Consider the following 23,772-nt stretch of genomic DNA (forward strand, 5'->3'; position numbering starts at 1 on the left):
CCCGGGAAGTGTCAAGACAAAAAATGAAAATTTTCTTAAAATTTAATAAATAAAGAATGAGGACGGCGGGGGAGAGGAGACGGTGCGGCCGCTACTCCCACCGGAAATTCTTGGCCTGGCCGGTAATCGTGCCGATATACTCCAGGCAGTCCCCGTCCCCGACGGGGATGGCCTTGAAGTCCACATTGGGGGCCACCAGCTTGGAGGCGCCGTTGCGCCGGTAAAGGCGGCGGAGAAGAGGTGCGCCGTTGAGAAGAAAGAGGGCATATCCCTGGCGGGGGAGAGTGCGCTCCCTCCGGCAGAGCAGGACAGCCCCGGCGGAATAGAGGGGCTCCAGGCTTCCGTCCGGCAGGAGGACGGCAAAGTCGGCCTCCCGGGCGGCGGCGTCCGGCTCCGGGATCAGGACGGGACGGGGGCGGAGCACGCCCCAGGCCGGGTTCTCCGCCTCAGAGCCGGCGGCCAGGAAACAGAACAGGTGGCGCGTGGCAATGCCGCCGGCCAGGCAGGGCGCAGGGGCGCCCAGCAGCTCGGCCATGATCCCCATCGCACGCCTGCTGCGGGGCTCCAGCTCCCGCAGGCGCATGAGCAGGCGGATCTCCTCGTCGGAGAGCAGGATGGGGCCGTCGCTTCCGTTGAGGCTGATGTAGCACTCCAGGGGCAGGGCGTCGTCCAGCAGGTAGCGGATGGGCACACGGAGACTCTGGGCCAGCCGGGCCATGGGCTCCGCGGCGGGATGCCTGGTCTGCCCGGAGAAGATCTTGTTCAGCGTCCCCACCGGCACCCCCGAGTGCCGGGCAATCTCCTCCGTGGTCAGGTGCCGGAGTTTTTTGATGTAGGCCAGTTTCTCTGTCATGGACAAGAGGAGCACCTCCCGCAGTGTTAACCGGATCTGGTAAAAAAGCCCGGGCAACCGGGTCAATTGGGCAGATCCGGTTGACAAACGGCGGAAAATACATAATATAGTGATAGGCTCTGGGGCAAAACGCAAGATAAGGGGGATGGCTGAGAGAGGATAGGCTGTAGCGCAACGTGCATTATACCAGAGAAACCGGAAAAACCTGGTCAAAATCTGTCGTTTATCACCGGAAAAGTTGTAGGAATGAGGAGAGAGCTAACCATGAGAAACCATCACAAGACCTATTGTGTATTTCTGGACGTGGCCTCCCGCCCGCACATGTACGGAATTCGGGGGACAAATGGCGTCAGCGTGGGTCGGATTTCCACGGACTTCCAGGAAGTGAACCGGCTGGCCGAGAGCTGCAACAGTGCCGGACTCTCACCGCTCCATCTGGCCGATGTTGTGGACGATTTCCGCCGCTCCTGAGGAGCCGGACACCCGGATTTGCATGGAAACAGAGAGATACACAGGTCAAAGGCCCGACGCGGGAGTGCGCCGGGCCGAATTTTTTGTCCGGGCCCGGCGGCGGGCAGGACTGTAAATTATTCTGACGGTAATGATTGCATTATAGGCCGGTTTATATTAAAATAGAGAGGACTCCATAATCCCCTCAAAGGAGATGACAGTATGAGCGAACCGCAGTACAAGCGGGTTCTTCTGAAGCTGAGCGGCGAGGCGCTGGCCGGCGGGGCCGGCCGGGGCCTGGACTTCGACGTGATCGGCAGCGTGTGCGACGTGATCAAGAAGTGTGTAGACTGTGGTGTCCAGGTGGGCATCGTGGTGGGCGGCGGCAATTTCTGGCGCGGCCTCAAGGACGGCGGCGACCGGATGGAGCGCACCCGGGCCGACCACATGGGCATGCTGGCCACCACCATCAACGCCCTGGCCGTGGCCGACGTGCTGGAGCAGAAGGGCGTGGATGTGCGGGTGCAGACCGCCATTGAGATGCGCGCCGTGGCCGAGCCCTATATCCGCTCCCGCGCCATCCGGCACATGGAGAAGGGAAGGGTGGTTATCTTTGGCTGCGGCACCGGCAATCCCTTCTTCTCCACCGACACGGCGGCGGTGCTGCGGGCCGCGGAGATCGACGCGGACGCCATCCTGCTGGCCAAGAACATCGACGGCGTTTACAGCGCCGACCCCAAAAAGGATCCCACTGCGGTGAAGTACGATACCATCACCTATGACGACGTGCTGGCCCAGCACCTCCAGGTCATGGATTCCACCGCCACGTCGCTGTCGATGGACAACAAGATTCCGGTCATTCTGTTCGCGCTGAAGGATCCGGAGAACATTCTCCGGGTCGTCATGGGAGAGAAAATTGGAACCATTGTCAAGGAGGAACCGTGAAATGAAAGAGGTCAACAAGGAATTCGATGCAAAGATGCAGAAGACCATTGACGTGGTCATGAGCGATTTCGCCAGCGTCCGGGCCGGGCGGGCCAACGCCGCCGTGCTGGACAAGATCACCGTGGATTACTACGGCGCGCCCACCCCCCTGAACCAGGTGGCGGCCATCTCCTCCCCCGACCCCCGCAGCCTGATGATCCAGCCCTGGGACGGCACCCTGCTCAAGGCCATTGAGAAGGCCATCCAGACCTCCGACCTGGGCATCAACCCCCAGAATGACGGCAAGGTGATCCGCCTGGCCTTCCCGCAGCTCACCGAGGAGCGCCGCAAGGAGCTGACCAAGCAGGTGCGCAAGTACGGCGAGGCCGGCAAGGTGGCCATCCGCAACATCCGCCGGGATGCCATGGACAAGTTCAAGGCCCTGGAGAAGAAGTCGGAGATCACCGAGGACGACCGGAAGGACTACGAGAAGGAGCTTCAGGACATCACCGAGAAGCGCTGCAAGCAGATTGACGAGCTCACCGCCAAGAAAGAGGCGGAGCTGATGGCGGTCTGAGCCGAAAAACGGCAATACGTTATCCTGGTGCGGGACACCTGTGTGTCCCGCACCCCTATTCATGTGACCAGGTAGGGTTTCATCATGGCTTTTATCAAACCAACTCAACCGAAGGATGAGCCGACGGTGGATTTTTCCCGGCTGCCCCGCCACGTGGCCATCATCATGGACGGCAACGGACGCTGGGCCAAGCGCCGGGGCCTGCCCCGCACGGCGGGCCACGCCGCCGGGGCGGAGACCTTCCGCACCATCGCCACCTACTGCAAGGACATCGGGCTGGAGTATCTCACCGTCTACGCCTTCTCCACGGAGAACTGGAAGCGGCCGCTGGAGGAGGTCTCCGCCATTGTGGGCCTGCTGAAAAAATATCTGCTGGAGTCCATCCAGAAGATGGAGCGGGATAAGATCAAGCTCCACTTCTTCGGGGATCTGGAGCCCCTGCCCGGAGAGCTCCGGGAGATGTGCGACCGAACCAACGAGATCTCCAAGCGGTATGACGGTATGCAGGTCAACGTCTGCTTCAACTACGGCGGGAGGGACGAGATCGTCCGGGCCGCCCGGGCCTTTGCCCTGGACTGTGCGGCTGGGCGCCGGCGGCCGGAGGAGCTGACCGAGGGCATGTTCGGGGAGTATCTCTACTCCGCCGGGGTACCGGATCCGGATCTTGTGATCCGTCCCAGCGGGGAGATGCGGCTGTCCAACTTCCTGCTTTGGCAGTCGGCCTATGCCGAGCTCTATATGACGGATGTGCTGTGGCCCGACTTTACGCCGGAAGAGCTGTGCCGGGCGCTGGCGGCCTATCAGAGCCGTGACCGCCGGTTTGGAGGTGTATGACAATGGGCAAGCGAATCCTTGTGGCGGTGATCTTTATCCCGCTGCTGCTGGTGCTCATCTACGGGATTGCACCTGCCTACCCCTGGGCCCTGTGCCTGCTGGTTGCCGGACTGTCCATGATCTCGGTGCATGAGGTGCTCTGGTCTACCGGCTTTTTGAAGCACGCCCGCATCTCCGGCTACTCCATCGTGCTGGCGGGCCTGATCCCCTTCTGGGTCTACTACGACGGAGAGAGCCTGCCCGCCCTGTGCGGCCTGTTTGTGTATGTGGTGCTCCTTTTTGCCGAGGCCATCGCCGCCCACAAGCGCATCAGCCTGGAGAAGCTGGGAGGCGCCTTTTTCCTGTCCATCGTGATCCCCTTCTTCCTGTCCTCCTTCCTGCGCATCCGGCAGATGGAGCACTGGCAGTACCTGATCCTCCTGCCCCTGGAGGCGGCCTTCCTCAGCGATGCCTTTGCCCTGTTTGCCGGCATGGCCTTTGGAAAGCACAAACTGGCCCCGGAGCTCTCCCCCAAAAAGACGGTGGAGGGGGCCGTGGGCGGCTTTGCCGGCGCGGTGGTTTGTACCGTGGTGTACGGCGCCGTGCTCCAGTTCGGGTTCCAGGTGCCGGTGAACTATCTGTATCTGGCCGTCTACGGCGCACTGGGCAGCGCGGCCTCCCAGCTGGGGGATCTGGCCTTTTCCTATATCAAGCGGGAGTACGGGCTGAAGGATTTCGGCAATATTCTGCCCGGACACGGCGGCATCCTGGATCGGTTTGACAGCGTGATCTTCTGCGCGCCGCTGATGGAGCTTCTGCTCCACGTTCTGCCCGCGGTGGGGGTGTAGTGCCGTGGAGGAAAAACGCTGTATCTCCCTGCTGGGCTCCACCGGCTCCATCGGCCGGCAGGCCCTGGAGGTGATTGCGGCCGAGGATATGGCCGTGGCCGCCCTGACGGCCAACCGGGACGTGGATCGGCTGGAGGAGCAGTGCCGCCGCTTCCGCCCGGCGCTGGCGGTGATGATGGATCCGGCGGCGGCGTCTGATCTGCGGGTGCGCCTGGCGGACACAGGAATCCGGGTGGCCGCCGGCATGGACGGCCTGCTGGAGGCCGCCGTCCTGCCCCAGGCGGACACGGTGCTCACCGCCGTGGTGGGCATTGTGGGCCTGCGGCCCACCCTGGCGGCGGTGGAGGCGGGCAAGCGCATCGCCCTGGCCAACAAGGAGACCCTGGTGTGCGGCGGCGAGCTGGTGATGGACGGGGCCGCCCGCTCTGGCGCGGAGATCGTGCCGGTGGACTCGGAGCACTCGGCCCTGTTCCAGTGCCTCCAGGGCTGCCGGGACAGGGGGGGGGTGCGCCGGCTGATCCTCACCGCCTCCGGAGGCCCCTTCTGGGGCTGGACGGCGGAGCAGCTCGACCGCGTGACGGTGGAGCAGGCCCTGGCCCACCCCAACTGGTCTATGGGGGCCAAGATCTCGGTGGACTCCGCCACCATGATGAACAAGGGGCTGGAATTTATCGAGGCCATGCGGCTCTACCGCATGCCGCCGGAGAAAATTTCCATTGTCATCCACCGGGAGAGTATCATTCACTCCCTGGTGGAATACTCTGATCATGCCATCCTGGCCCAGCTGGGCGCGCCCGACATGCGCCTGCCCATCCAGTACGCCCTCACCTGGCCCCGCCGGAGTGAGGGGGTGGCGAAACCGCTGGATCTGCTCACCTGCCCGCCCCTGACCTTCCACGCCCCGGACTGCGAGGCTTTTCCCTGCCTCCGCCTGGCGCTGGAGGCCGCCCGGACAGGGGGCACCGCCACGGCGGTGCTCAACGGTGCCAACGAGGCGGCGGTGGGGCAGTTCCTGGCCGGAAAGCTCTCCTTTGCCGGCATCGCCCAAAAGGTGGAGGAGGCCCTGGCCGCCATTCCGGCCATCCAGTCCCCCGTCCTGGAGGAGATCCTGGCGGCGGACGAGGCCGCCCGGGCGCTGGTAAACCGCTGATTTGAGGTGTCTATGACCATTTTATCCATTGTCCTGATCATCCTGTTCTTCGGCGTGCTCATCGCCGTCCACGAGTTCGGCCATTTCATCGCCGCCAAGTCCCTGGGGGTGTGGGTGGAGGAGTTCGCCATCGGCATGGGGCCCAAGCTGTTCTCCCGGAAAAAGGGGGAGACCACCTACTCCCTCCGGGCCCTGCCCATCGGCGGTTTCTGCGCCATGGAGGGGGAGGAGGAGAGCTCCGACGACCCCCGCTCCTTCAGCAATAAGCCCGCCTGGAAGAAGCTGATCATCCTGGTGGCCGGGGCGTTCATGAACTTTGTGGCCGGACTGGTGATCATCGTGCTTTTGTTCGCGGTGTCCGGCGTGCCCTCCCTTCCGGTGGTGAACGGCTACCTGGCGGGGGCGGAGGACATCCAGGAGCAGGGCCTGCTGCCGGGGGATGAATTTTACTCCATCAACGGCCACCGCATCTACTTTCAGAGCGACGCCCTTCTCTTCCTGAACCGGGCGGGGGAGGACGTGGCGGTGGAGGTGGTGCGGGACGGCCAGCGGGTGGATCTGGGCACCCTCCACCTGCCCTACCGCACCCTCACCGATGAGACCGGCCAGCAGGTGCTCAAGCGGGGCATCACCGTGGGCCAGGTGCGGGATATGGGCATCCTGGACACCCTGCGCTACGGATGGTACCAGGCCATCGACTACGTGCGCACGGTGTGGATGAGCCTGGGTGATCTGATCAGCGGCGCGGTGGGGCTGGACGACATGTCCGGCGTCATCGGCATTGTCGCGGTGGCCGGGCAGATGGGGGAGCAGGGGGCCCAGGCCGCCGGACTGGCGGGGGCCTTTCTCAACCTGCTCAGTTTCACCGCCCTGATCGCCGTCAACCTGGCGGTCATGAACCTGCTGCCCATTCCCGCCCTGGACGGGGGGCAGATCCTTTTCGTGCTGGTGGGGGCGGTGTACCGCCTGATCACCCGAAAGACCCTGGATCAAAAGGTACTGGGCTACATCAACATGGTGGGCTTTGTGTGCCTGATGGGGCTGATGGTGGTGGTGGCCGTCAGCGACGTGCGGAAGTTCATTTTGTAAATCCTCGAAGGAGGCATTTTCGTGACCCGACAGATTTTCGTGGGCGGCGTCCCCATGGGGGGCGGCGCCCCTGTCACCATTCAGTCCATGACCAACACCCGCACCGACGACGTGGCGGCCACCGTGGCGCAGATCCGCCGCCTGGCCGCCGCCGGATGCCAGATCGTCCGGGTGGCGGTGCCCGATCTGGCCGCGGCAAAGGCTGTGGGGGCGATCAAGGAGCAGATCGACATCCCCCTGGTGGTGGACATCCACTTCGACTATAAGCTGGCCCTGGAGTGCGTGGCCGCCGGGTGTGACAAGGTGCGCATCAACCCGGGCAACATCGGCGGGGAGGACAGGGTACGGCAGGTGGCGGACGCCTGCCGCCAAAAGGGCATCCCCATCCGCATCGGGGTCAACGGCGGCTCCCTGGAGAAGCCCATCCTGGCCAAATACGGCGGCGTCACGCCGGAGGCCCTGGTGGAGTCCGCCTTCGGCCATATCAGGCTGCTGGAGAAGTTCGGCTTCACCGACATCTGCGTGTCCCTCAAGTCCTCCAGCGTGCCGGTCACCATGGCGGCCTACCGCCTGATGAGCAAGAAAAGTGATTATCCTTTACATCTGGGCGTCACCGAGACGGGCACCCCCCGCATGGGGATTCTCAAGTCCGCCGTGGGCATCGGCGGCCTGCTGGCCCTGGGCATCGGGGACACCATGCGGGTGTCCCTCTCCGCCGACCCGGTGGAGGAGGTCTACGCCGCCCGGGACATTCTGAAGGCCGCCGGGGTGCGGAAGGACGGGCCGGAGCTGGTGGCCTGCCCCACCTGCGGCCGCACCCGCATCGACCTCATCGGCCTGGCAAATGAGGTGGAGGAGCGGCTGAAAAGCGTGGACAAGCCCATCACCGTTGCGGTGATGGGGTGCGCGGTCAACGGCCCCGGGGAGGCCTCCGCCGCCGATGTGGGCATCGCCGGGGGCGTAGGGGAGGGCCTGCTCTTCCGAAAGGGGGAGATTGTGAAGAAGGTACCCCAGGAGGCCCTGGTGGACGAGCTGTTTGCGCTGATTGAGGAACTGTGACATAGGAGCGTTAGTGAGCATGGCAGAAGCACAGAAGATACCCTTTTTGCGGCTGTTCTCCGCCTGGCGTCCGCCGGAGGAGTTGGCCGGACTGGTGGATCAGTACCTGGTGACCCGGGCGGTGATCGACAAGGCGTCCCGTTCTATCCGGGCGGAGGTGGCGTGCAGCCGCCTGCCGGACGACGGGCTGCGGCGGCAGATTGAGAGAAGCCTGGCGCTGGCCTACCGGGTGGAGAAGGTGGAGCTGGATATGGCGGGGGAACCGGCCCCGGCCCCAACGCCCTCCATACCGCAGGCGCCCCCTCTGGAGCGGATGACGGCCCCGGCGGTGCCGGCGGACAGCGCGCCGGCTCCCGCCCCGGCGGATGATCCCCAGGCCGCCTTCCGGCGGACGGAGGAGATCCGGCGAAAGGCCCTGGCCGGGCTCAAGACCGCCCGCCCCCGGGAGAAAAAGCCCGGCGGCGGCGCGCCCAGGGGCAAGCTGCTCTATGGCCGCCACGAGATCAAAAAGGAGCCCGTCCCCATGAGCGGCCTGGAGCTGGACATGGGCACCGTCATCGTGGAGGGCGACGTGTTCTCGTTGGATCACCGGGAGCTGAAAAAGCGGGGCGCCTGGGTGATCTGCTTCGACGTGACCGACTACACCGGCTCGGTGCGGGTGTCCAAGTTCTTCCCCGGCGAGGAGGGCAAGCCCATTGTGGACGGGGTGAAGAAGGGGCAGCACCTGCTCATCCAGGGCAAGCTGAACATTGACCGCTTCACCGGCGACATGGTGCTGGAGCCCTTCGCCATCATGGAGAGCTCCAAGCCGGTGAAGACCGACGACGCCCCGGAAAAGCGGGTGGAGCTGCACTTACATACCACCATGTCGTCCATGGACGCCCTGACCCAGGTGAGCCCCAAGGCGGGGCCGGACAAGAACGTGGTCAAGCGGGCGGAGTCTTGGGGCCACCGGGCCATCGCCATCACCGACCACGGGGTGGCCCAGGCCTTCCCCGACGCCTGGCACTCGGCCAAGAACATCAAGATCCTCTACGGCGTGGAGGCCTACTTCATCAACGACGTGGACGACCGGGTAGCCATCCACGGGGAGGGCGACCAGGGCTTCGACGGGGAGATCGTCTGCTTTGACATCGAGACCACCGGCCTGGACAACCGGCGGGACGTGATCACCGAGATCGGCGCGGTGGTGCTGAAAAACGGGGAGATCACCGGGCAGTTCTCCACCTTTGCCGACCCGGAGCGGCCCCTGACCCGGGAGATCACCGAGCTCACCGGCATCACCGACCAGATGCTGGAGGGGGCCCCCTCCCAGGCGGAGGCCATCAGCGCTTTCCTGGACTTCGTGGGGGATCGGCCCCTGGCCGCCCACAACGCGGAGTTCGACCTGGGCTTCATCGCCGAGGGCTGCCGCCGCATGGGCCGGCCCTTCGAGCCCACCTCCATCGACACCCTGATTTTGGCCCAGAATCTGCTGCCCCAGCTGGGCAAGCACAAGCTGGACATCGTGGCGGAGCATCTGAACCTGCCCGCCTTCAACCACCACCGGGCCTACGACGACGCGGCCACGGTGGGCTATATGCTGGTGCCCTTTTTCCAGATGCTGCGGGATCTGGGCGTCCACACCCTCCAGCAGATCAACCCGGCCATGACCAGGCTGCGCTCCGGCGGCAAGGCCCGCCGCCAGCCCAAGCACCTGATCATCCTGGCAAAGAACCAGCTGGGCCTGCGCAACCTGTACCAGCTCATCTCCGCCTCCCACCTGGAGCACTTCAGGCGCTACCCCATTATGCCCAAGAGCCTGATCAACCAGCACCGGGAGGGCCTGATCATCGGCTCGGCCTGCGAGGCCGGCGAGCTGTTCCAGGCGGTGGTGAAGCGGAAGGACTTCGCCGAGCTCAAGCGCATCGCCTCCTGGTACGATTTCCTGGAGATCCAGCCCCTGTGCAACAACGCCTTCATGCTGCGCAAGGGCATGGTGCAGAGCCAGGAGGAGCTGCGGGACTTCAACCGCACCATCGTGGCCCTGGGGGAGGCCCTGGACAAGCCGGTGTGCGCCACCGGAGACGTTCACTTCCTGGATCCGGAGGACGAGATCTACCGGCACATCCTGCTGGCCTCCAAGGGCTTTGAGGACGCGGACTCCGAGCTGCCCATCTACTTCAAGACCACCACCGAGATGCTGGAGGAGTTTGCCTACCTGGGGAAGGAGAAGGCCTACGAGGTGGTGGTGCGCAACACCAACCTGGTGGCCGACTGGTGTGAGGACGTGGTGCCCCTGCCCAAGGGGCTGTTCGCCCCCAAAATCGAGAACTCGGCGGAGGAGCTGACAGGCCTGGTGTGGGGGAAGGCGAAAGCCCTTTACGGTGAGGAACCGCCCCAGATCGTGGTAGACCGCATCAACGCCGAGCTGGGGGACATCATCAAGTGCAAGTACGACGTGATCTACATGTCCGCCCAGAAGCTGGTGCAGGATTCTCTGGCTCACGGATATCTGGTGGGCTCCCGGGGTTCGGTGGGCTCCTCCCTGGTGGCCTTCATGTCGGGCATCACCGAGGTCAACTCCCTGCCGCCCCACTACCGCTGCCCCAAGTGCAAGCACTCCGACTTTGAGGCGGCCAAGGAGGGGGGCTGGGGCTGCGGCGCGGACATGCCGGACGCGGTGTGCCCGGTGTGCGGCACCCCCTACGAGAAGGACGGCTTCAACATCCCCTTCGAGACCTTCCTGGGCTTCGGCGGCGACAAGGTGCCCGATATCGATCTGAACTTCTCCGGCGAGTATCAGGCCAACGCCCACCGCTATACCTTCGAACTGTTCGGCCAGACCCACGTGTTCCGGGCGGGCACCATCGGCACCGTGGCGGAAAAGACCGCCTTTGGCTATGTGAAGAAGTACATGGAGGAGCGGGGGATGCACATCACCCGGGCGGAGGAGAACCGGCTGGCCCAGGGCTGCACCGGCGTCAAGCGCACCACCGGACAGCACCCCGGCGGCATGGTGGTCATCCCCCAGAACCGGGAGATCTACGACTTCTGCCCGGTGCAGCACCCCGCCGACGACCCCAACAGCGACATCATCACCACCCACTTTGAATATCACTCCATGGAGTCCAACCTGCTGAAGCTGGACATGCTGGGCCACGATGATCCCACCATGATCCGCATGCTCCAGGATCTCACCGGGGTGGATCCCCAAAAGATCCCCCTGGACGACCCGGACACCATGAGCATCTTCACCTCCTCCAAGGTGCTGGGCTTTGAGAACGACCCCATCCTGGGCCCCACCGGCGCCGTGGCCATCCCCGAGTTCAACACCAAGTTCACCCGGGGCATGCTGGTGGACACCCAGCCCCACCAGTTCGACATCCTGCTCCGCCTGTCCGGCTTCTCCCACGGCACCGACGTGTGGCTGGGCAACGCCCGGGATCTGATTGTGGATCAGGGCATCCCCGTCGGCCAGGCCATCGGCTGCCGCGACGACATCATGCTCTTCCTGATCTCCTGCGGCATGCCGGAGAAGCGGGCCTTCAAGATCATGGAGTCGGTGCGCAAGGGCAGGGGCCTGCCCGAGGGGGCGGAGGACGAGATGAAGGCGGCCGGCGTGCCCGACTGGTACATCGGCTCCTGCAAGAAGATCAAGTACCTGTTCCCCAAGGCCCACGCCGTGGCCTACGTGATGATGGCCTTCCGCATCGCCTGGTTCAAGGTTCACCGGCCCCTGGCCTTCTATGCCGCCTTCTTCTCCATCCGGGCCAAGGCCTTTGACGCCACTTTCATGTGCCAGGGCATGGATGTGTGCAAGGCCAAGATGCGCGAGATTGAGTCCAAGGAGAAGCCCACCCCGGTGGAGGAGGATATCCTGGTCACTCTGGAGGTGGTGTACGAGTTCTATCTCCGGGGCTTTACCTTCGAGCACATGGATCTCTACCGCTCCCACGCGGTGAACTTCCTGCCCGACAACGAGAAGAACAGCCTGCTGCCTCCCTTCACCTCCGTGCCCGGCCTGGGGGAGACGGCGGCCTGGTCGATAATGGAGCAGCGGAAGGGAAAACAGTTCATCTCCATTGAGGAGTTCTCCGCCGCCTGCCCCAAGGTGTCCAAGACCCACATCGAGCAGCTCAAGGCCGCCGGGGCCCTGGACGGCATGCCGGATACCAGCCAGATCACCCTGTTCGACGGATTTTAAGGCCGTGCCGTCCCCGCCGCGCCGGGCCGTTGGAAACAATTTGGGTTGCCAAACGGAAGCGTCCGTGTTATCCTTAACTTACTGAAAGCAGAAAGGGTGACAGCACATGCTGGACAAGAAAGTTGCAGAGCTGCTCAACGAGCAGATCAACAAGGAGTTCTACTCCGCCTATCTCTATCTGGAGTTCTCCGCCTTCTTTGAGGACGAGGGCCTGGACGGCTTCGCCAACTGGTACAAGGTACAGGCCCAGGAGGAACGGGATCACGCCATGCTCATGTTCCAGTACCTCCAGAACAACAACGTACGCCCGGCGCTGGAGGCCGTTGCCAAGCCGGAGAGCGCCCCCACCGACCGGGCAAAGGTGCTCCAGGCCGGCCTGGAGCACGAGCGCTACGTCACCGGCCTGATCCACGCCATCTACGACGCGGCCTACAGCGTGAAGGACTTCCGCACCATGCAGTTCCTGGACTGGTTCGTCAAGGAGCAGGGCGAGGAGGAGAAGAACGCCGAGGATCTGATCAAAAAGATGGAGCTCTACGGCGACGACGCCAAGGGCCTGTACATGCTCAACAGCGAGCTGGCGGCCCGTGTCTATGCCGCCCCCAGCCTGACCCTCTAAGCAATCTACACCAACAGCCCTCATCGGATCCGATGGGGGCTGTTTTATTTGACAGTTGACAGGATGAGTACAATATAGTATATTAGCGTAGTAGTGTGATAAAGCAAGAAGGGGGGAGCCCCATTGAGATCCATTATCAATACACCGGAGGGGACAAGAGACCGCCTCTTTGCCGAGTGCCGGGGGCGCCGGCGGGTGCGGCAGGCGCTGACCGGCCTGTTTCAGGGCCGGGGCTACGGGGAGGTCAGCACCCCGGAGGTGGAATTTTACGACCTGTTTCTCCAGTCGGGCAGTCCGCTGCCCCAGGAGGCCATGCTGAAAATCATCGACCGGGGCGGCAGGATCATGGTGATGCGGCCCGACTGCACCACACCCATCGCCCGGGTGGCGGCCACCAAGCTGAAAAACCTGCCGCTGCCCCAGCGGCTCTACTACGACCAGACGGTATTCCGCTCCGGTGATGCCCACCGGGGGGGCAGTAGCGAGATCGCTCAGTGCGGCGTGGAGCTCATCGGCGCCGCCGGCGCCCGGGCGGATCTGGAGGTGGTGGCCCTGGCGGTGGACGCCCTGCGCTCCTGCGGGCTGACGGACTTCCACGTGGAGCTGGGCCACGCCGGCTTTTTCCGGAACCTGGCCGCCCGGATGGAGATGGATGAGGACGAGGTGGAGCGGATGCGCGCCCTCATCGAGGGGAAGAACTTCGCCGCCCTCAACGATCTGCTGGAGCCCTACGGCGACCGTCCGGCCTGTCAGGCCCTGCGCCGCCTCTCCCGCCTGTTCGGCGGGGTGGAGGTGCTGGACGAGGCGGAGAAGCTGGCCGGGGAGCACGAGGCCCTGACCTACCTCCGGAATCTGTACCGGGAGCTGGAGGCGGCCGGCTATGGCGCGTTCATCCGGTTTGATCTGGGGCTGGTTCACCAGATTGACTACTACACCGGCGTGGTGTTCCGGGGCTATGCCGACGGAGCGGGCAACGCGGTGCTCTCCGGCGGCCGGTACGACGGCCTCACCGCCGCCTTCGGCCGGAGCGCCCCCGCCACCGGCTTCGCCGTGGACGCCGACGCGGTGGCGGGCTGCCTGCCCCTGGAGGAGTCCCCACGGCTGGAGCTGCTGGTCTACTTTGAGCCGGGGCAGCTCTCCTGGGCCCTCACCGCCCTGGAGCAGGGCGGCGGCGGCCGGCGGGAGCTCTCCCCCTGCGAGACGCTGGAGGAGACGATGGAGTTGGCGAGGGAGCGGGGCGCCTCCGGGGTGCTCACCCTGGAGAACGGCGCGGAAAGGCTGGTGCGGCTATGAGCGTGAACCGGGAAAACCGACTGCGCATCGCCCTGACCAAGGGGCGGCTGCTGGACAAGAGCGTGGAGCTGTTCACCGCCATGGGCCTGGACTGCACCCCCATCGAACACCCCGGCCGGCGGCTGGTACACGCCATCCCCAACTACCCCCTGGACGCGGTGCTGGCCAAGGCACCGGACGTGATCACCTACGTGGAGCACGGGGTGTGCGACCTGGGCATCGTGGGCAAGGACACCATCCTGGAGCAGGGCCGTACCTTCTATGAGGTGTTGGATCTGGGCTTCGGAAAGTGCCGCTTCGCCCTGGCGGTGAAGGAGGGAAGCGACTTCTACGGCACCTACCAGACCCGGCGCATTGCCAGCAAGTACCCCAACGTGGCCCGTGCCTTCTTCGAGAAGAAGGGCATGGACGTGGATATCATCAAGATCGAGGGCTCGGTGGAGCTGGCCCCCATCCTGGGCCTGGCCGACGCCATCGTGGACATCGTGGAGACGGGGGCCACCCTGCGGGAGAACGGCCTGGTGCCCATCGAGGACGTGGCCCAGGTCAGTGCCCGGCTGATCGTCAACACGGCCAGCATGAAGCTGCACAAGGAGGCCATCGAGGACTTTATTGCCCGGTGTGAGGCGGAATTGGAGAGAAGAGCATGATTCAGATTGTGACAGCCGACGGGCGGCGGGAGCGGGAGGTACTCCAGGCCATGCGGGCCCGGGCCGCCCAGGCGGGCGCGGAGATCAACAGGGCCGCAGCGGCCATCCTAGAGGACGTGCGGGAGAACGGCTACCCGGCGGTGGCGGCCTGCTCCCGGAAATTCGACGGGGCGGAGCCCTATGAGATTGCGCCGGAGCGGCTGGAGGCGGCCTGCGCGGCCTGCCCGCCAGAACTGCTCTCTGCCCTGGAGCGGGCGGCGGCCAACATCCGGGACTACAATGAAAAGCTGCTGCTCAAGAGCCAGGAGTGGCGCTCCCCCGACGGGGGCGTGGTGGGCCGTATCGTCCGGGGCCTGAGCCGGGTGGGCATCTATGTGCCCGGCGGCACGGCGGCCTACCCCTCCTCGGTGCTGATGAACGCCGTCCCCGCCAAGGTGGCAGGGGTGGGGGAGATCGTCATGGTTACGCCCCCCACGGAGAACCTGAACGACGCGGTGCTGGCCGCCGCGAAAATTGCCGGCGTGGATCGTGTGATCGCCGTGGGCGGGGCCCAGGCGGTGGCCGCCCTGACCTACGGGGCGGGCTTCATCCCCAGGGTGGACAAGCTGGTGGGGCCGGGCAACGCCTACGTGGCCGCCGCCAAACGCATGGCCTACGGCCAGCTGGACATCGACATGGTGGCCGGCCCCTCCGAGGTGCTGGTGATCGCCGATGAAAAGGCGGATCCCAGGCTGGCGGCCGCCGATCTGCTGAGCCAGGCGGAGCACGACAAGCTGGCCTCCGCCGTGCTGCTCACCACCAGCCGGGTTCTGGCGGAGGCGGTGGACCGGGAGATTGTCCGGCAGACTGGCTACCTGACCCGCAGCGAGATCATGGAGGCCTCTCTCCGGGACTTCGGCTGCGCCATCGTGTGCGGCACCCTGGACAACTGCGCGGCCCTGGCCAACGAGATCGCCCCGGAGCACCTGGAGATCATGACCGAGAATCCCCGGGCCCTGCTGTCCCAGATCAAAAATGCCGGGGCGGTGTTCCTGGGGGCCTGGTCGCCGGAGCCTCTGGGGGACTACCTGGCCGGGCCTGACCACGTGCTGCCCACCAGCGGCACCGCCCGGTTCTTCTCACCACTGAGCGTGGACAGCTTCCTCAAGACCATGAGCATCATCCAGTATGGCAAGGCCAGCTTGGAGCCCATCCGGAACGACATCATCCGGCTGGCGGAGGCGGAGCACCTGACCGCCCACGCCAACTCCATCCGGGTGCGGTTTGAGGACGTGGACGGCCCGGCAGACAAAGGGGAGGGGAGAGCATGAGGACGGCCCAGATTACCCGGGAAACCAAGGAGACGCGGATCGATCTCCGCCTATGCCTGGATGGCGGGGTGGTGGAGGTTCACACCGGCATCGGCTTTTTCGACCACATGCTCACCGCCTTGGCCTTCTACGGCGGCCTGGGGCTGGAACTCACCGCCCGGGGCGATCTGGAGGTGGACGGCCACCACACGGTGGAGGACGTGGGCATCGTGCTGGGCCAGGCCATGAGCCGGGCCCTGGGCGACCGGAAGGGCATCCGCCGGTTTGCCTCCGCCTGCATCCCCATGGACGAGGCCCTGTGCTTCACCGCCCTGGACTTCTCCAACCGGCCCTTCCTGGTGTTCGACGCCGAGATGCCCCAGCCCATGATCGGGGGCTACGACTCCTGCCTGACGGAGGAGTTCATGCGGGCGCTAGCAATGAACAGTGGATTGACTTTACACACGAAGGCCCTCTATGGAAAGAATGCCCACCATATCACCGAGGCCCTGTTCAAGTCTCTGGGCGTGGCCATCAAGGACGCGGTGCAGGTGACCGGCACCGGCGTGACCTCCACCAAGGGAGTCCTGTGAGAGAGACGGTGACAAGGAAATGAGCTATACAGCGATTGTGGACTATGGGGTTGGCAATCTCAAGAGTCTGACCAACGCCATGAACTACCTGGGCCTGCCCAGCCGCATCACCAGTGACCGGGCGGAGCTGGAGCGGGCCGACGCTATCCTCCTGCCCGGCGTTGGGGCCTTCCCCGACGCGGCGGAGAGGCTCCGGGAGACCGGCCTGGCGGGCCTGCTGACGGAGCAGGCGGCCAGGAAGCCCATGCTGGGCATCTGCCTGGGGATGCAGCTGCTCTTTGACCGGGGGGAGGAGGTGCGGCCCTGTGAGGGGCTGGGACTGGTACACGGCTCCGTCAAAAAGATTGAGACCCCCTATAAGCTGCCCCACATCGGCTGGAACACCCTGACATTTCCCGGGGAATCCCCCCTGTTCCGGGGGCTGGACGAGGGGGCGTCGGTGTACTTCGTCCACTCCTACTGCGCCCTGGCCGACGATCCGGCGGACGTGATCGCTACGACCGACTACGGCGCGCCGGTGACGGCGGCGGTGAACCACGGGCTGGTGTACGGCTGTCAGTTCCACCCGGAGAAGAGCGGGGAAGTGGGGCTGACCATTTTGAAGAACTTCGGAGGGCTGAGCCGATGATTGTGCTGCCTGCCATTGACTTGAAGGATCACCAGGTAGTCCGCCTGCGCAAGGGGGAGTTTCACACCGTCCACCGGGTGGCGGAGGATCCCCTCCAGACGGCGCGGGCCTTTGCCGCCGCCGGGGCAAAATACATCCATATGGTGGATCTGGACGGCGCCCGCAGCGGGGCCCGGAAGAACGAGGCGGAGGTGCGCGCCGTGGCGGAGCACTCCGGCCTGAAGGTGGAGCTGGGGGGCGGCCTGCGCACCCTGGCGGATCTGGAGGCCGCCGACGCAATGGGGGTCACCCGGATGGTGATCGGCTCGGCGGCGGTGAGCGACCCGGATTTTGTACGGGCCGCCGTGGAGCGGTACGGAGAGCGCATCGCCGTGGGCATTGACGCCAGGGACGGCGTGGTCAAAACCGCCGGCTGGGAGGACTCCTCCGGGCTGGACTATCTGGACTTTGCCGCATCCATGGAGCAAATAGGTGTAAAGATTGTCATCTTTACAGATATTGAGACGGACGGCATGCTGACAGGCCCCTCCTGGGATCGCCTTGAAAGTCTGCAAAGGAAAATTACTTGTCGAATTATCGCCAGCGGCGGTGTGTCCAGCAACGAGGACATCCGACGCCTGCGGGACATGGGTCTCTACGGGGCCATCGTGGGCAAGGCGTATTACACCGGGGCTGTGGATCTGGCCCTGGCGGTAAAGGAGGCGGGCGAGCAGTGTTAGCCAAGCGCATCATCCCCTGCCTGGACGTACGGGACGGCCGGGTGGTGAAGGGGGTCAACTTCGTCAACATCCGGGACGCCGGCGACCCGGTGGAGCTGGCCCGGTTTTACTCCGACCAGGGGGCGGACGAGATCGTCTTTCTGGACATCACCGCCACCCACGAGGCCCGCAAGACGGTGGCCGACGTGGTGGAGCGGACGGCGGAGCAGGTGTTTGTCCCCCTGACGGTGGGGGGCGGCATCCGCACCCTGGACGACTTTCGGGAGCTGCTGCGGGCCGGGGCGGACAAGATCTCCGTCAACTCGGCGGCTGTGGCCCGGCCGGAGCTGATCACCGAGGCGGCGGAGCGGTTCGGCTCCCAGTGTGTGGTGCTGGCCGTGGACGCCCGGAGCCGGGGAGACGGCACCTGGGAGGTGGTGGTGGCCGGCGGGCGGAAGCCCACGGGCCTGGATCTGCTGGAGTGGGTCAAAAAGGGGGAGGCCCTGGGGGCGGGGGAGATTCTCCTCACCTCCATGGATGCCGACGGCACCAAGGCGGGCTTCGACCTGCCCATGACAAAGGCGGTGACCGAGGCGGTGGGCATCCCGGTGATCGCCTCCGGCGGCTGCGGGAGCCTGTCCCACTTCGCGGAGGTGTTTGAGGAGACGGGCTGCGACGCGGCCCTGGCGGCCTCCCTGTTCCACTTCGGGGAGCTGACTGTGCCCCAGGTGAAGGACTACCTGCGGGCGCGGAATATTCCGGTGAGGTGAGGAAGATGGAGACAACCTTCGATTTGGATCAGCTTTTCCGGAAATCAGAGCTGATCCCGGTGATTATTCAGGACGCGAGCAGCCTGGAGGTGCTGATGCTGGGCTTCACCAACCGGGAGGCGGCGGAGCTGACCCTGCAAACCAAGACCGCCTGGTTCTGGAGCCGCAGCCGGCAGAAGCTGTGGAACAAGGGGGAGAGCTCCGGCCACTTCCTCCACGTGAAGAAGGTGGTCACCGACTGCGACACCGACACCCTGCTCTACCTCTGCGTGCCGGAGGGGCCCACCTGCCACACCGGGGCCCAAAGCTGCTTTTTCAACGAAATTTGGGAGGAAGAACCATGAGCGATACTGTTCTGCAAGATCTCTATCAGGTGGTGCTGGGCCGTAAGGCGGAGCGCCAGGAGGGCTCCTACACCTGCTATCTTTTCGACCAGGGCCTGGACAAGATTTTGAAGAAGGTGGGGGAGGAGAGCGCCGAGACCATCATTGCCGCCAAGAATGGCGTGCAGGAGCGGACGGTGGAGGAGATCTCCGACCTGCTCTACCACCTGATGGTGCTGCTGGCGGCTCAGGACATTCCTCTGGAGGCGGTGCTGGCCGAGCTGGAGCGCCGCAGCCGGAAGATCGGCAACCTGAAGCAGATGAAAACCGTGGATCACGAGACCTGAGACGCAGGCGCGCCGGGGAGGAGAACCTCTCCCGGCGCGCTTTTTCATTCAACTCCCACCCAGCAGCTCCGGCCGGGTGAGCCAGGGCGACTGGGCGTGGGTGACAAAGATGCGGTACAGCTGCTCCAGGGTGTGCTGGCTCTCCGGATCCAGCCTGCCGGTCTCGGGTCTTCCACCGGCACGCTGGAGCCACTGGAGGTTCCGGGTGGTGGGGCCGTCGTGGCGGCCGTTCACCGCCCCCGGCTCCACCCCGTCCAGGACGCTGCCCAGCCCCCGAAACATGGACTGGACGCTGTTGAGGTGGACGATTTCATCCCCGGGGCTGGTGGTGACGGGCAGGGGGGCGGACAGCCGGCGCTCCGCCTGACGGTAGAGGGCCGTGATAGCGTCCCAGGTGCCCTGATCCACCCTGCCGGTGACCGGGGGAAAGAACTCCCGCTGGAGGAGCATCACCGCCTCCAGGGTGCGCTCCCCGAAGATCCCGTCCGGGGTGACCCGGGGGAGGAAGGGGTAGACATAGGACAGGGTGCGCAGCATGGTCTGCAGGCTGCGCACCGGCCGGCCGATGTAGTGGGTGTCGGTGCGGATCATGGGTGGGCCTCCTTATGCGTCCGTGCTGCCCAGGGTCAGGGGGCGGCCGGGGTATTGGGTCAGGCTGGTGGCGTCGCTCTCCGCCAGCTGGGGGCGGTACTGCTCGGGGATCACGTTGGTGTACTCGGTCATGGTGTCCGCGATGCCGGCATAGAGGCGGTAGAGGGCCTGCCAGGTCTGTTCCCCCACCACTCCGTCCTGGGGCAGACCGGCCATCTGCTGTACGGCGATGACGGCCTGCCGGGTGGCCGGGCCGTAGACGCCGTCCACCGCCACCGGGGGCACGTTGCTGTAAAACTCGGACACCACGGAGAGCAGGTACTGGATCACCCGCACCTCCTCCCCGGTGTCCCCGGGGGCCACCACGTCGGAGAACTCCAGGGGGATGGCGTTGGCGTAGAAGGTCTGGCCCTCGCTGACCAGCTCCGCCAGATCCAGCACCCCTACGTAGAGGAACACCAGCTTATACCAGGTGGCGCTGCCCACGATGCCGTCGGGGGTGAGGCTGAAAATCTGCTGGAACTTGATCACGGCCTGCTCGGTGCCCTCCCCGAAGATGCCGTCCACCGGCTGCACCTTGGGGATGGCGGGGTAGTCCCGGGAGATGCGGTTGAGCATGGTCTGGATGCGCAGCACCGCCTCCCCCCGGTCTCCCAGCCGTACCGGGGCGCCGGGGTAGGAGTACCGGATGCCCATCACTGGGGCGTTGGTGACGATCTCGATGTTGTCGCCATAGTAGCTGCGGAGGATGGTGATGGAGTCGGCGCCCTGCTCCGCCATGGCCTGGCTGCCCCACTGGGACAGGCCGTCGCAGGTGGTGGTGGTGCCGTTGCAGAACTTGGCGGCCAGAGGCTCCACAAAGCCGATGCGGCGTATGTAGGAGGTGAAGATGGAGTCCACCATCTGGCTGATGTTCTCAAAGATGCTGCGTCCTTTGATGAACTTCTGGTCATAGGCGGTGCTGGAGGTGATGTTGAAGGGGTAGCCCCGGCTGGGGTAGTACTCGGTGTACACCCGGTTGAGGGCAAAGGAGATGATGGCCAGCACGTTGGCCCGGATGGCGGCGAGCTCCCAGGTGGGGTAGATCTCGCTGGAGGCCACGTTTTTCACATAGTCCGGGAAGGAGACCGTCACGTTCTCCGCGTCCGCGCCGGGGGGCCCCAGGTGGACGGTGATGGACTGTGGCACATAGGGGGTGATGGGGGTGGTGGGCATACAGACGGCCTCCTTTACAGCTCCTGGGGGGTGACGTTGACGGTCTCACCGCGGGAGGCGGGCGGGGCCTGCTCGGGCAGGGGCGTCAGATCCACCTCCTGGAGGGTCTCGGTGTTGGGGAACACCTGCATATTTTCCAGATAGAGCATCTCATAGCCCGGCGCCTCCACCCAGACGTCGCAGGAGGCGAAAGGGGTTGGGGTGCCGGGGGATTCGCTGGCGGCCGGGTCGGGGGTGGCCACCCGCACCGGGGCGATGCGGCCGTTCTCATCGGTGGTGCGGACGGCCAGCAGGGTATGCCGCCCGCCGCCGCTCTTCTGGGTGACCGCCACCGTGGCCCCCAGCACCGGCAGCTGGGCCCGGGAGGTGTAGACGCGGAGCATGATGGTTCCAATTGAGGCCAAGGGACATTCCTCCTTTTTGCCCATCCTATGCCGGAAGGGGGGAGAAGGGTTCTCTCCGGCGGAACGGCGGGCATCCCCTTGTGCTTTTCGGGGGAATTTGCTATAATTGGCTTTACCGTATCAGCCGCCCGGAGGGGCGGCGGAAGGAGGAAGGGGCATGTACCGCCGCATCCGGCTTGGAAAGATGCTGAATCTGCGGGATCTGGGCGGCTATCCTGCGACCGGCGGGAAGACCACCCGGTGGGGGCGGCTGCTCCGGGGCGACAACCCGACGGGGCTCTCCCAGGCCGACCGGGACTGGCTGCTGGAGCGGGGGATCACCACGGTGATCGACCTGCGCAGCCCGGCGGAGATGGAGAAACTGCCTGACGAGCTGGCCGGACAGCCCGGCTTTACCTGCCGCCATCTCCCCCTGTCCGGGGGCGTGAAGCTGCCCCATGAGGAGGAGCTGGTGGGCTGGGGGTACTTCCAGATGCTGGAGCGGAAGGAGGAGGTGGCCGCTGTGCTGGCTGCCATCGCCGACGCCCCCGGCGGCGTGCTCTTCCACTGCATGGCGGGCAAAGACCGCACCGGCTGCGTGGCCGCCCTGCTGCTTACCTTGGCGGGGGTGGGTCGGCTGGATATTCTGGCCGACTATCAGGTTTCGGAGACCTACATCCGCCCCGTGATCCAGTGGATGAGGCAGACACAGGAAAACCTGCCCGCCTATGTGGGCGCCTCCCGGACGGAGTATCTGGAGGACTGCCTGAACCGGCTGGAGGGGGCCTACGGCTCCGTGCCGGATTACTTACGCGCCGCCGGGCTGTCGGAGGGACAGCTGAACCGGCTGCGGGAGAAACTGCTGGAGGAATAGCCTTTGGGTTCTGTAACACAATTTGTCCGGGGCATGGACTGGTGGGGCCTGCTCACCCTGCTCATCAGCGCGGCGGCGGCATTGCTGTGCATCACCCTGCACGAGCTGTCCCACGGCTTCGTGGCCTGGCGGCTGGGGGATCCCACCGCAAAAAACGCCGGGCGGCTCACCCTCAACCCCATCAAGCACCTGGATCTCTTCGGCCTGCTGATGATGCTCATCGCCAAGGTGGGCTGGGCCAAGCCGGTGCCGGTGGATATGCGCTATTTCAAGCACCCCAAGCAGGGCATGGCCCTCACCGCCCTGGCCGGGCCGGCGGCCAATTTCCTCACCGCCCTGGCGGCTACGGCGATTGCCTCCCTGATCTACCACATTGCCCCGCTCCACCCGGTGTGGGTGGCGGTGCTGTGCCTGCTGTCCAACCTGGCCCTGCTGGGCGTGGGCATGGGGCTGTTCAACCTGGTCCCCATCTCCCCCCTGGACGGCTCCAAGATCCTGTTCGCCCTGCTGCCCGACCGGGCGTATTACACCATCCTGCGCTATGAGAAGTACGTCATGGGGGTGCTGATCGTCCTGGTGCTGCTGGGGGCGTTTGACCGGCCCCTGTCCTTCCTCATGCTCCATATACTCCAGGGCTTCTGCGCCGTGACCGGCATGCCCATGGGGGCCCTGCTGGTGTTCCAGGACGCGGCCAGTATCTTTCAACTGTTTTGAGGTGAGCGCCATCGAAACGCCGATTTTTCACCTGGAAAAGGTGGTCAAGGCACGGGATGAGGAGATGGAGGACTTCAACGGCCCTCTGGATTTGATCCTCCACCTGCTGAGCAAAAATAAAATGGAGATCAAGGACATCCAGATCTCCCTGATCCTGGATCAGTACCTGGCGTGGATGGCCCGGCGGAAGGAACTGGATCTGGAGGTAGCCAGCGAGTTCGTCACCATGGCGGCCCAGCTGGTGTTCATCAAGACCCGGATGCTCCTGTCCATCCACGACGAGGAGGCCCTGTCCGAGATGGAACAGCTCATCGCCTCCCTGGAGGAGCACCAGCGCCACGAGAACTTTGCCAAAATCAAGGCGGTGGTGCCAGAGCTGTCCGACCGCTACGCCGTGGGCCGGGACTATCTGACCAAGACGCCGGAGCCCATGCCGGTGGAGAAGACCTACCGCTATGTCCACAGGCCCGAGGATCTGGTGCGGGCCATGCGGTCGGTGCTGGAGCGGGTGGATCACCGCCTGCCGCCCCCCATGGCCGCCTTCGAGGGGATCGTGGGCCGGGAGCCCTACCCGGTGGCGGACAAGGCCAGCGAGATCCTGGATCGGCTCAGCCGCTTCGGCGTGACCCGGTTCCGGGCCCTGTTCAAGGGCAACCGCAGCCGCTCCGAGGTGGTGGCCACCTTCATCGCCGTGTTGGAGCTGTGCAAGGCCCGGCGGCTGCGCCTGGCGGGCACGGAGACCGACTGCACCGTCACCTGCACCGAGGAGGGGGCGGCGGGAGAGCTGGAGCTGACCACCGACGCCGAGACGGCGGAGTAGGGGAACATCACTGCCG

26 protein-coding genes are annotated in these 23,772 nt (G+C 65.1%); 22 read left to right on the top strand and 4 right to left on the bottom strand.

Annotated elements, in window-relative coordinates:
• Positions 1-91: 91 nt before the first annotated feature.
• Positions 92-853 carry a helix-turn-helix domain-containing protein gene (locus B5E42_RS02505; RefSeq protein WP_087236646.1) on the bottom strand — a complete coding sequence of 254 codons (762 nt, stop codon included), beginning with the start codon at positions 851-853 and terminating at the stop codon, positions 92-94.
• Positions 854-1,117: 264 nt separating this feature from the next.
• On the opposite strand from B5E42_RS02505, the gene B5E42_RS02510 reads away from it, so the two are divergent.
• The 19 genes from B5E42_RS02510 to hisE all read left to right on the top strand — a co-directional run bounded on the left by B5E42_RS02510 (position 1,118) and on the right by hisE (position 19,159).
• Positions 1,118-1,324 (top strand): DUF6514 family protein, encoded by a 207-nt coding sequence (locus tag B5E42_RS02510; protein WP_087236562.1) that lies wholly within the window; start codon positions 1,118-1,120, stop codon positions 1,322-1,324.
• 201 nt (positions 1,325-1,525) lie between these two features.
• On the top strand, positions 1,526-2,248 hold the full coding sequence (gene pyrH / locus B5E42_RS02515) for a UMP kinase (protein WP_087236564.1): 723 nt from the start codon (positions 1,526-1,528) through the stop codon (positions 2,246-2,248).
• A 1-nt stretch (position 2,249) separates the two neighbouring features.
• The gene (gene frr, locus B5E42_RS02520; RefSeq protein WP_087236566.1) at positions 2,250-2,804 is read left to right on the top strand and encodes a ribosome recycling factor; all 555 of its coding nucleotides are present in this window, start codon (positions 2,250-2,252) and stop codon (positions 2,802-2,804) included.
• Positions 2,805-2,888: 84 nt separating this feature from the next.
• Positions 2,889-3,638, top strand: coding sequence for an isoprenyl transferase (locus B5E42_RS02525; RefSeq protein ID WP_087236568.1), 750 nt, complete (start codon positions 2,889-2,891; stop codon positions 3,636-3,638).
• A gap of 2 nt (positions 3,639-3,640) precedes the next feature.
• Complete coding sequence (locus tag B5E42_RS02530) at positions 3,641-4,465, top strand: phosphatidate cytidylyltransferase (protein WP_087236570.1); 825 nt, start codon at positions 3,641-3,643, stop codon at positions 4,463-4,465.
• 4 nt (positions 4,466-4,469) lie between these two features.
• Entirely contained in the window at positions 4,470-5,615 is a 1,146-nt protein-coding gene (locus B5E42_RS02535; RefSeq protein WP_087236572.1) for a 1-deoxy-D-xylulose-5-phosphate reductoisomerase, read from the top strand.
• A 12-nt stretch (positions 5,616-5,627) separates the two neighbouring features.
• The gene (locus tag B5E42_RS02540; protein WP_087236574.1) at positions 5,628-6,704 is read left to right on the top strand and encodes a M50 family metallopeptidase; all 1,077 of its coding nucleotides are present in this window, start codon (positions 5,628-5,630) and stop codon (positions 6,702-6,704) included.
• A gap of 21 nt (positions 6,705-6,725) precedes the next feature.
• Positions 6,726-7,763 carry a flavodoxin-dependent (E)-4-hydroxy-3-methylbut-2-enyl-diphosphate synthase gene (gene ispG / locus B5E42_RS02545; protein ID WP_087236575.1) on the top strand — a complete coding sequence of 346 codons (1,038 nt, stop codon included), beginning with the start codon at positions 6,726-6,728 and terminating at the stop codon, positions 7,761-7,763.
• 19 nt (positions 7,764-7,782) lie between these two features.
• A complete protein-coding gene (locus B5E42_RS02550) occupies positions 7,783-11,949 on the top strand; it encodes a PolC-type DNA polymerase III (protein ID WP_087236577.1) in 4,167 nt (1,388 codons plus the stop codon).
• 106 nt (positions 11,950-12,055) lie between these two features.
• A complete protein-coding gene (locus B5E42_RS02555) occupies positions 12,056-12,568 on the top strand; it encodes a ferritin (RefSeq protein ID WP_087236579.1) in 513 nt (170 codons plus the stop codon).
• A gap of 123 nt (positions 12,569-12,691) precedes the next feature.
• Complete coding sequence (gene hisZ / locus B5E42_RS02560) at positions 12,692-13,861, top strand: ATP phosphoribosyltransferase regulatory subunit (RefSeq protein ID WP_087236581.1); 1,170 nt, start codon at positions 12,692-12,694, stop codon at positions 13,859-13,861.
• A gap of 2 nt (positions 13,862-13,863) precedes the next feature.
• On the top strand, positions 13,864-14,511 hold the full coding sequence (gene hisG, locus B5E42_RS02565; RefSeq protein WP_191378782.1) for an ATP phosphoribosyltransferase: 648 nt from the start codon (positions 13,864-13,866) through the stop codon (positions 14,509-14,511).
• Entirely contained in the window at positions 14,508-15,821 is a 1,314-nt protein-coding gene (gene hisD, locus B5E42_RS02570) for a histidinol dehydrogenase (protein ID WP_087236585.1), read from the top strand. The genes hisG and hisD overlap by 4 nt, the downstream gene beginning before the upstream one ends.
• Positions 15,818-16,393, top strand: a complete 576-nt coding sequence (hisB, locus tag B5E42_RS02575) for an imidazoleglycerol-phosphate dehydratase HisB (RefSeq protein ID WP_087236587.1) — start codon at positions 15,818-15,820, stop codon at positions 16,391-16,393. Before hisD ends, hisB begins: the two co-directional genes overlap by 4 nt.
• Before the next feature lie 19 nt (positions 16,394-16,412).
• Positions 16,413-17,021: an imidazole glycerol phosphate synthase subunit HisH gene (gene hisH, locus B5E42_RS02580; RefSeq protein ID WP_087236589.1), complete on the top strand. Its 609-nt coding sequence runs from the start codon at positions 16,413-16,415 to the stop codon at positions 17,019-17,021.
• Complete coding sequence (gene hisA, locus B5E42_RS02585; RefSeq protein WP_087236591.1) at positions 17,018-17,740, top strand: 1-(5-phosphoribosyl)-5-[(5-phosphoribosylamino)methylideneamino]imidazole-4-carboxamide isomerase; 723 nt, start codon at positions 17,018-17,020, stop codon at positions 17,738-17,740. Before hisH ends, hisA begins: the two co-directional genes overlap by 4 nt.
• Positions 17,734-18,489, top strand: a complete 756-nt coding sequence (hisF, locus tag B5E42_RS02590) for an imidazole glycerol phosphate synthase subunit HisF (RefSeq protein ID WP_087236592.1) — start codon at positions 17,734-17,736, stop codon at positions 18,487-18,489. Before hisA ends, hisF begins: the two co-directional genes overlap by 7 nt.
• 5 nt (positions 18,490-18,494) lie before the next feature.
• Positions 18,495-18,833, top strand: coding sequence for a phosphoribosyl-AMP cyclohydrolase (hisI, locus tag B5E42_RS02595; protein ID WP_087236593.1), 339 nt, complete (start codon positions 18,495-18,497; stop codon positions 18,831-18,833).
• Positions 18,830-19,159 (top strand): phosphoribosyl-ATP diphosphatase, encoded by a 330-nt coding sequence (gene hisE, locus B5E42_RS02600; protein WP_087236594.1) that lies wholly within the window; start codon positions 18,830-18,832, stop codon positions 19,157-19,159. The genes hisI and hisE overlap by 4 nt, the downstream gene beginning before the upstream one ends.
• 48 nt (positions 19,160-19,207) lie before the next feature.
• Here hisE and B5E42_RS02605 read toward each other — a convergent pair whose 3' ends face one another.
• From B5E42_RS02605 to B5E42_RS02615, 3 genes are read right to left on the bottom strand one after another with little or no spacing between them, the layout of a single operon-like run.
• The gene (locus B5E42_RS02605) at positions 19,208-19,750 is read right to left on the bottom strand and encodes a peptidoglycan-binding protein (protein ID WP_087236595.1); all 543 of its coding nucleotides are present in this window, start codon (positions 19,748-19,750) and stop codon (positions 19,208-19,210) included.
• A 12-nt stretch (positions 19,751-19,762) separates the two neighbouring features.
• Positions 19,763-20,965 (bottom strand): peptidoglycan-binding protein, encoded by a 1,203-nt coding sequence (locus tag B5E42_RS02610; RefSeq protein ID WP_087236596.1) that lies wholly within the window; start codon positions 20,963-20,965, stop codon positions 19,763-19,765.
• 14 nt (positions 20,966-20,979) lie between these two features.
• Positions 20,980-21,369 carry a spore cortex-lytic protein gene (locus B5E42_RS02615; protein ID WP_087236597.1) on the bottom strand — a complete coding sequence of 130 codons (390 nt, stop codon included), beginning with the start codon at positions 21,367-21,369 and terminating at the stop codon, positions 20,980-20,982.
• A 157-nt stretch (positions 21,370-21,526) separates the two neighbouring features.
• Between B5E42_RS02615 and B5E42_RS02620 the strand changes: the two genes are divergently transcribed.
• The 3 genes from B5E42_RS02620 to B5E42_RS02630 all read left to right on the top strand — a co-directional run bounded on the left by B5E42_RS02620 (position 21,527) and on the right by B5E42_RS02630 (position 23,756).
• Complete coding sequence (locus tag B5E42_RS02620) at positions 21,527-22,222, top strand: tyrosine-protein phosphatase (RefSeq protein ID WP_087236598.1); 696 nt, start codon at positions 21,527-21,529, stop codon at positions 22,220-22,222.
• A 3-nt stretch (positions 22,223-22,225) separates the two neighbouring features.
• Positions 22,226-22,936: a site-2 protease family protein gene (locus B5E42_RS02625; RefSeq protein WP_087236599.1), complete on the top strand. Its 711-nt coding sequence runs from the start codon at positions 22,226-22,228 to the stop codon at positions 22,934-22,936.
• Between the two features lie 64 nt (positions 22,937-23,000).
• Complete coding sequence (locus B5E42_RS02630) at positions 23,001-23,756, top strand: segregation/condensation protein A (protein ID WP_087236647.1); 756 nt, start codon at positions 23,001-23,003, stop codon at positions 23,754-23,756.
• The last annotated feature ends 16 nt before the right edge of the window (positions 23,757-23,772 follow it).

It is taken from the genome of Flavonifractor sp. An10, assembly GCF_002161215.1.
GTDB classification, from domain to species: Bacteria; Bacillota; Clostridia; order Oscillospirales; family Oscillospiraceae; genus Flavonifractor; species Flavonifractor avistercoris.

Bases quoted from the DNA above. Each gene is read 5' to 3' on its own strand.
- hisE (WP_087236594.1), top strand. From the start codon at position 18,830: ATGAGCGATACTGTTCTGCAAGATCTCTATCAGGTGGTGCTGGGCCGT.
- B5E42_RS02605 (WP_087236595.1), bottom strand. From the start codon at position 19,750: ATGATCCGCACCGACACCCACTACATCGGCCGGCCGGTGCGCAGCCTG.
- B5E42_RS02555 (WP_087236579.1), top strand. From the start codon at position 12,056: ATGCTGGACAAGAAAGTTGCAGAGCTGCTCAACGAGCAGATCAACAAG.
- B5E42_RS02540 (WP_087236574.1), top strand. From the start codon at position 5,628: ATGACCATTTTATCCATTGTCCTGATCATCCTGTTCTTCGGCGTGCTC.
- B5E42_RS02620 (WP_087236598.1), top strand. From the start codon at position 21,527: ATGTACCGCCGCATCCGGCTTGGAAAGATGCTGAATCTGCGGGATCTG.
- B5E42_RS02510 (WP_087236562.1), top strand. From the start codon at position 1,118: ATGAGAAACCATCACAAGACCTATTGTGTATTTCTGGACGTGGCCTCC.
- pyrH (WP_087236564.1), top strand. From the start codon at position 1,526: ATGAGCGAACCGCAGTACAAGCGGGTTCTTCTGAAGCTGAGCGGCGAG.
- hisH (WP_087236589.1), top strand. From the start codon at position 16,413: ATGAGCTATACAGCGATTGTGGACTATGGGGTTGGCAATCTCAAGAGT.
- hisD (WP_087236585.1), top strand. From the start codon at position 14,508: ATGATTCAGATTGTGACAGCCGACGGGCGGCGGGAGCGGGAGGTACTC.
- B5E42_RS02610 (WP_087236596.1), bottom strand. From the start codon at position 20,965: ATGCCCACCACCCCCATCACCCCCTATGTGCCACAGTCCATCACCGTC.
- hisB (WP_087236587.1), top strand. From the start codon at position 15,818: ATGAGGACGGCCCAGATTACCCGGGAAACCAAGGAGACGCGGATCGAT.
- B5E42_RS02525 (WP_087236568.1), top strand. From the start codon at position 2,889: ATGGCTTTTATCAAACCAACTCAACCGAAGGATGAGCCGACGGTGGAT.
- B5E42_RS02550 (WP_087236577.1), top strand. From the start codon at position 7,783: ATGGCAGAAGCACAGAAGATACCCTTTTTGCGGCTGTTCTCCGCCTGG.
- B5E42_RS02505 (WP_087236646.1), bottom strand. From the start codon at position 853: ATGACAGAGAAACTGGCCTACATCAAAAAACTCCGGCACCTGACCACG.
- B5E42_RS02630 (WP_087236647.1), top strand. From the start codon at position 23,001: ATGGAGGACTTCAACGGCCCTCTGGATTTGATCCTCCACCTGCTGAGC.
- frr (WP_087236566.1), top strand. From the start codon at position 2,250: ATGAAAGAGGTCAACAAGGAATTCGATGCAAAGATGCAGAAGACCATT.
- B5E42_RS02530 (WP_087236570.1), top strand. From the start codon at position 3,641: ATGGGCAAGCGAATCCTTGTGGCGGTGATCTTTATCCCGCTGCTGCTG.
- hisA (WP_087236591.1), top strand. From the start codon at position 17,018: ATGATTGTGCTGCCTGCCATTGACTTGAAGGATCACCAGGTAGTCCGC.
- hisI (WP_087236593.1), top strand. From the start codon at position 18,495: ATGGAGACAACCTTCGATTTGGATCAGCTTTTCCGGAAATCAGAGCTG.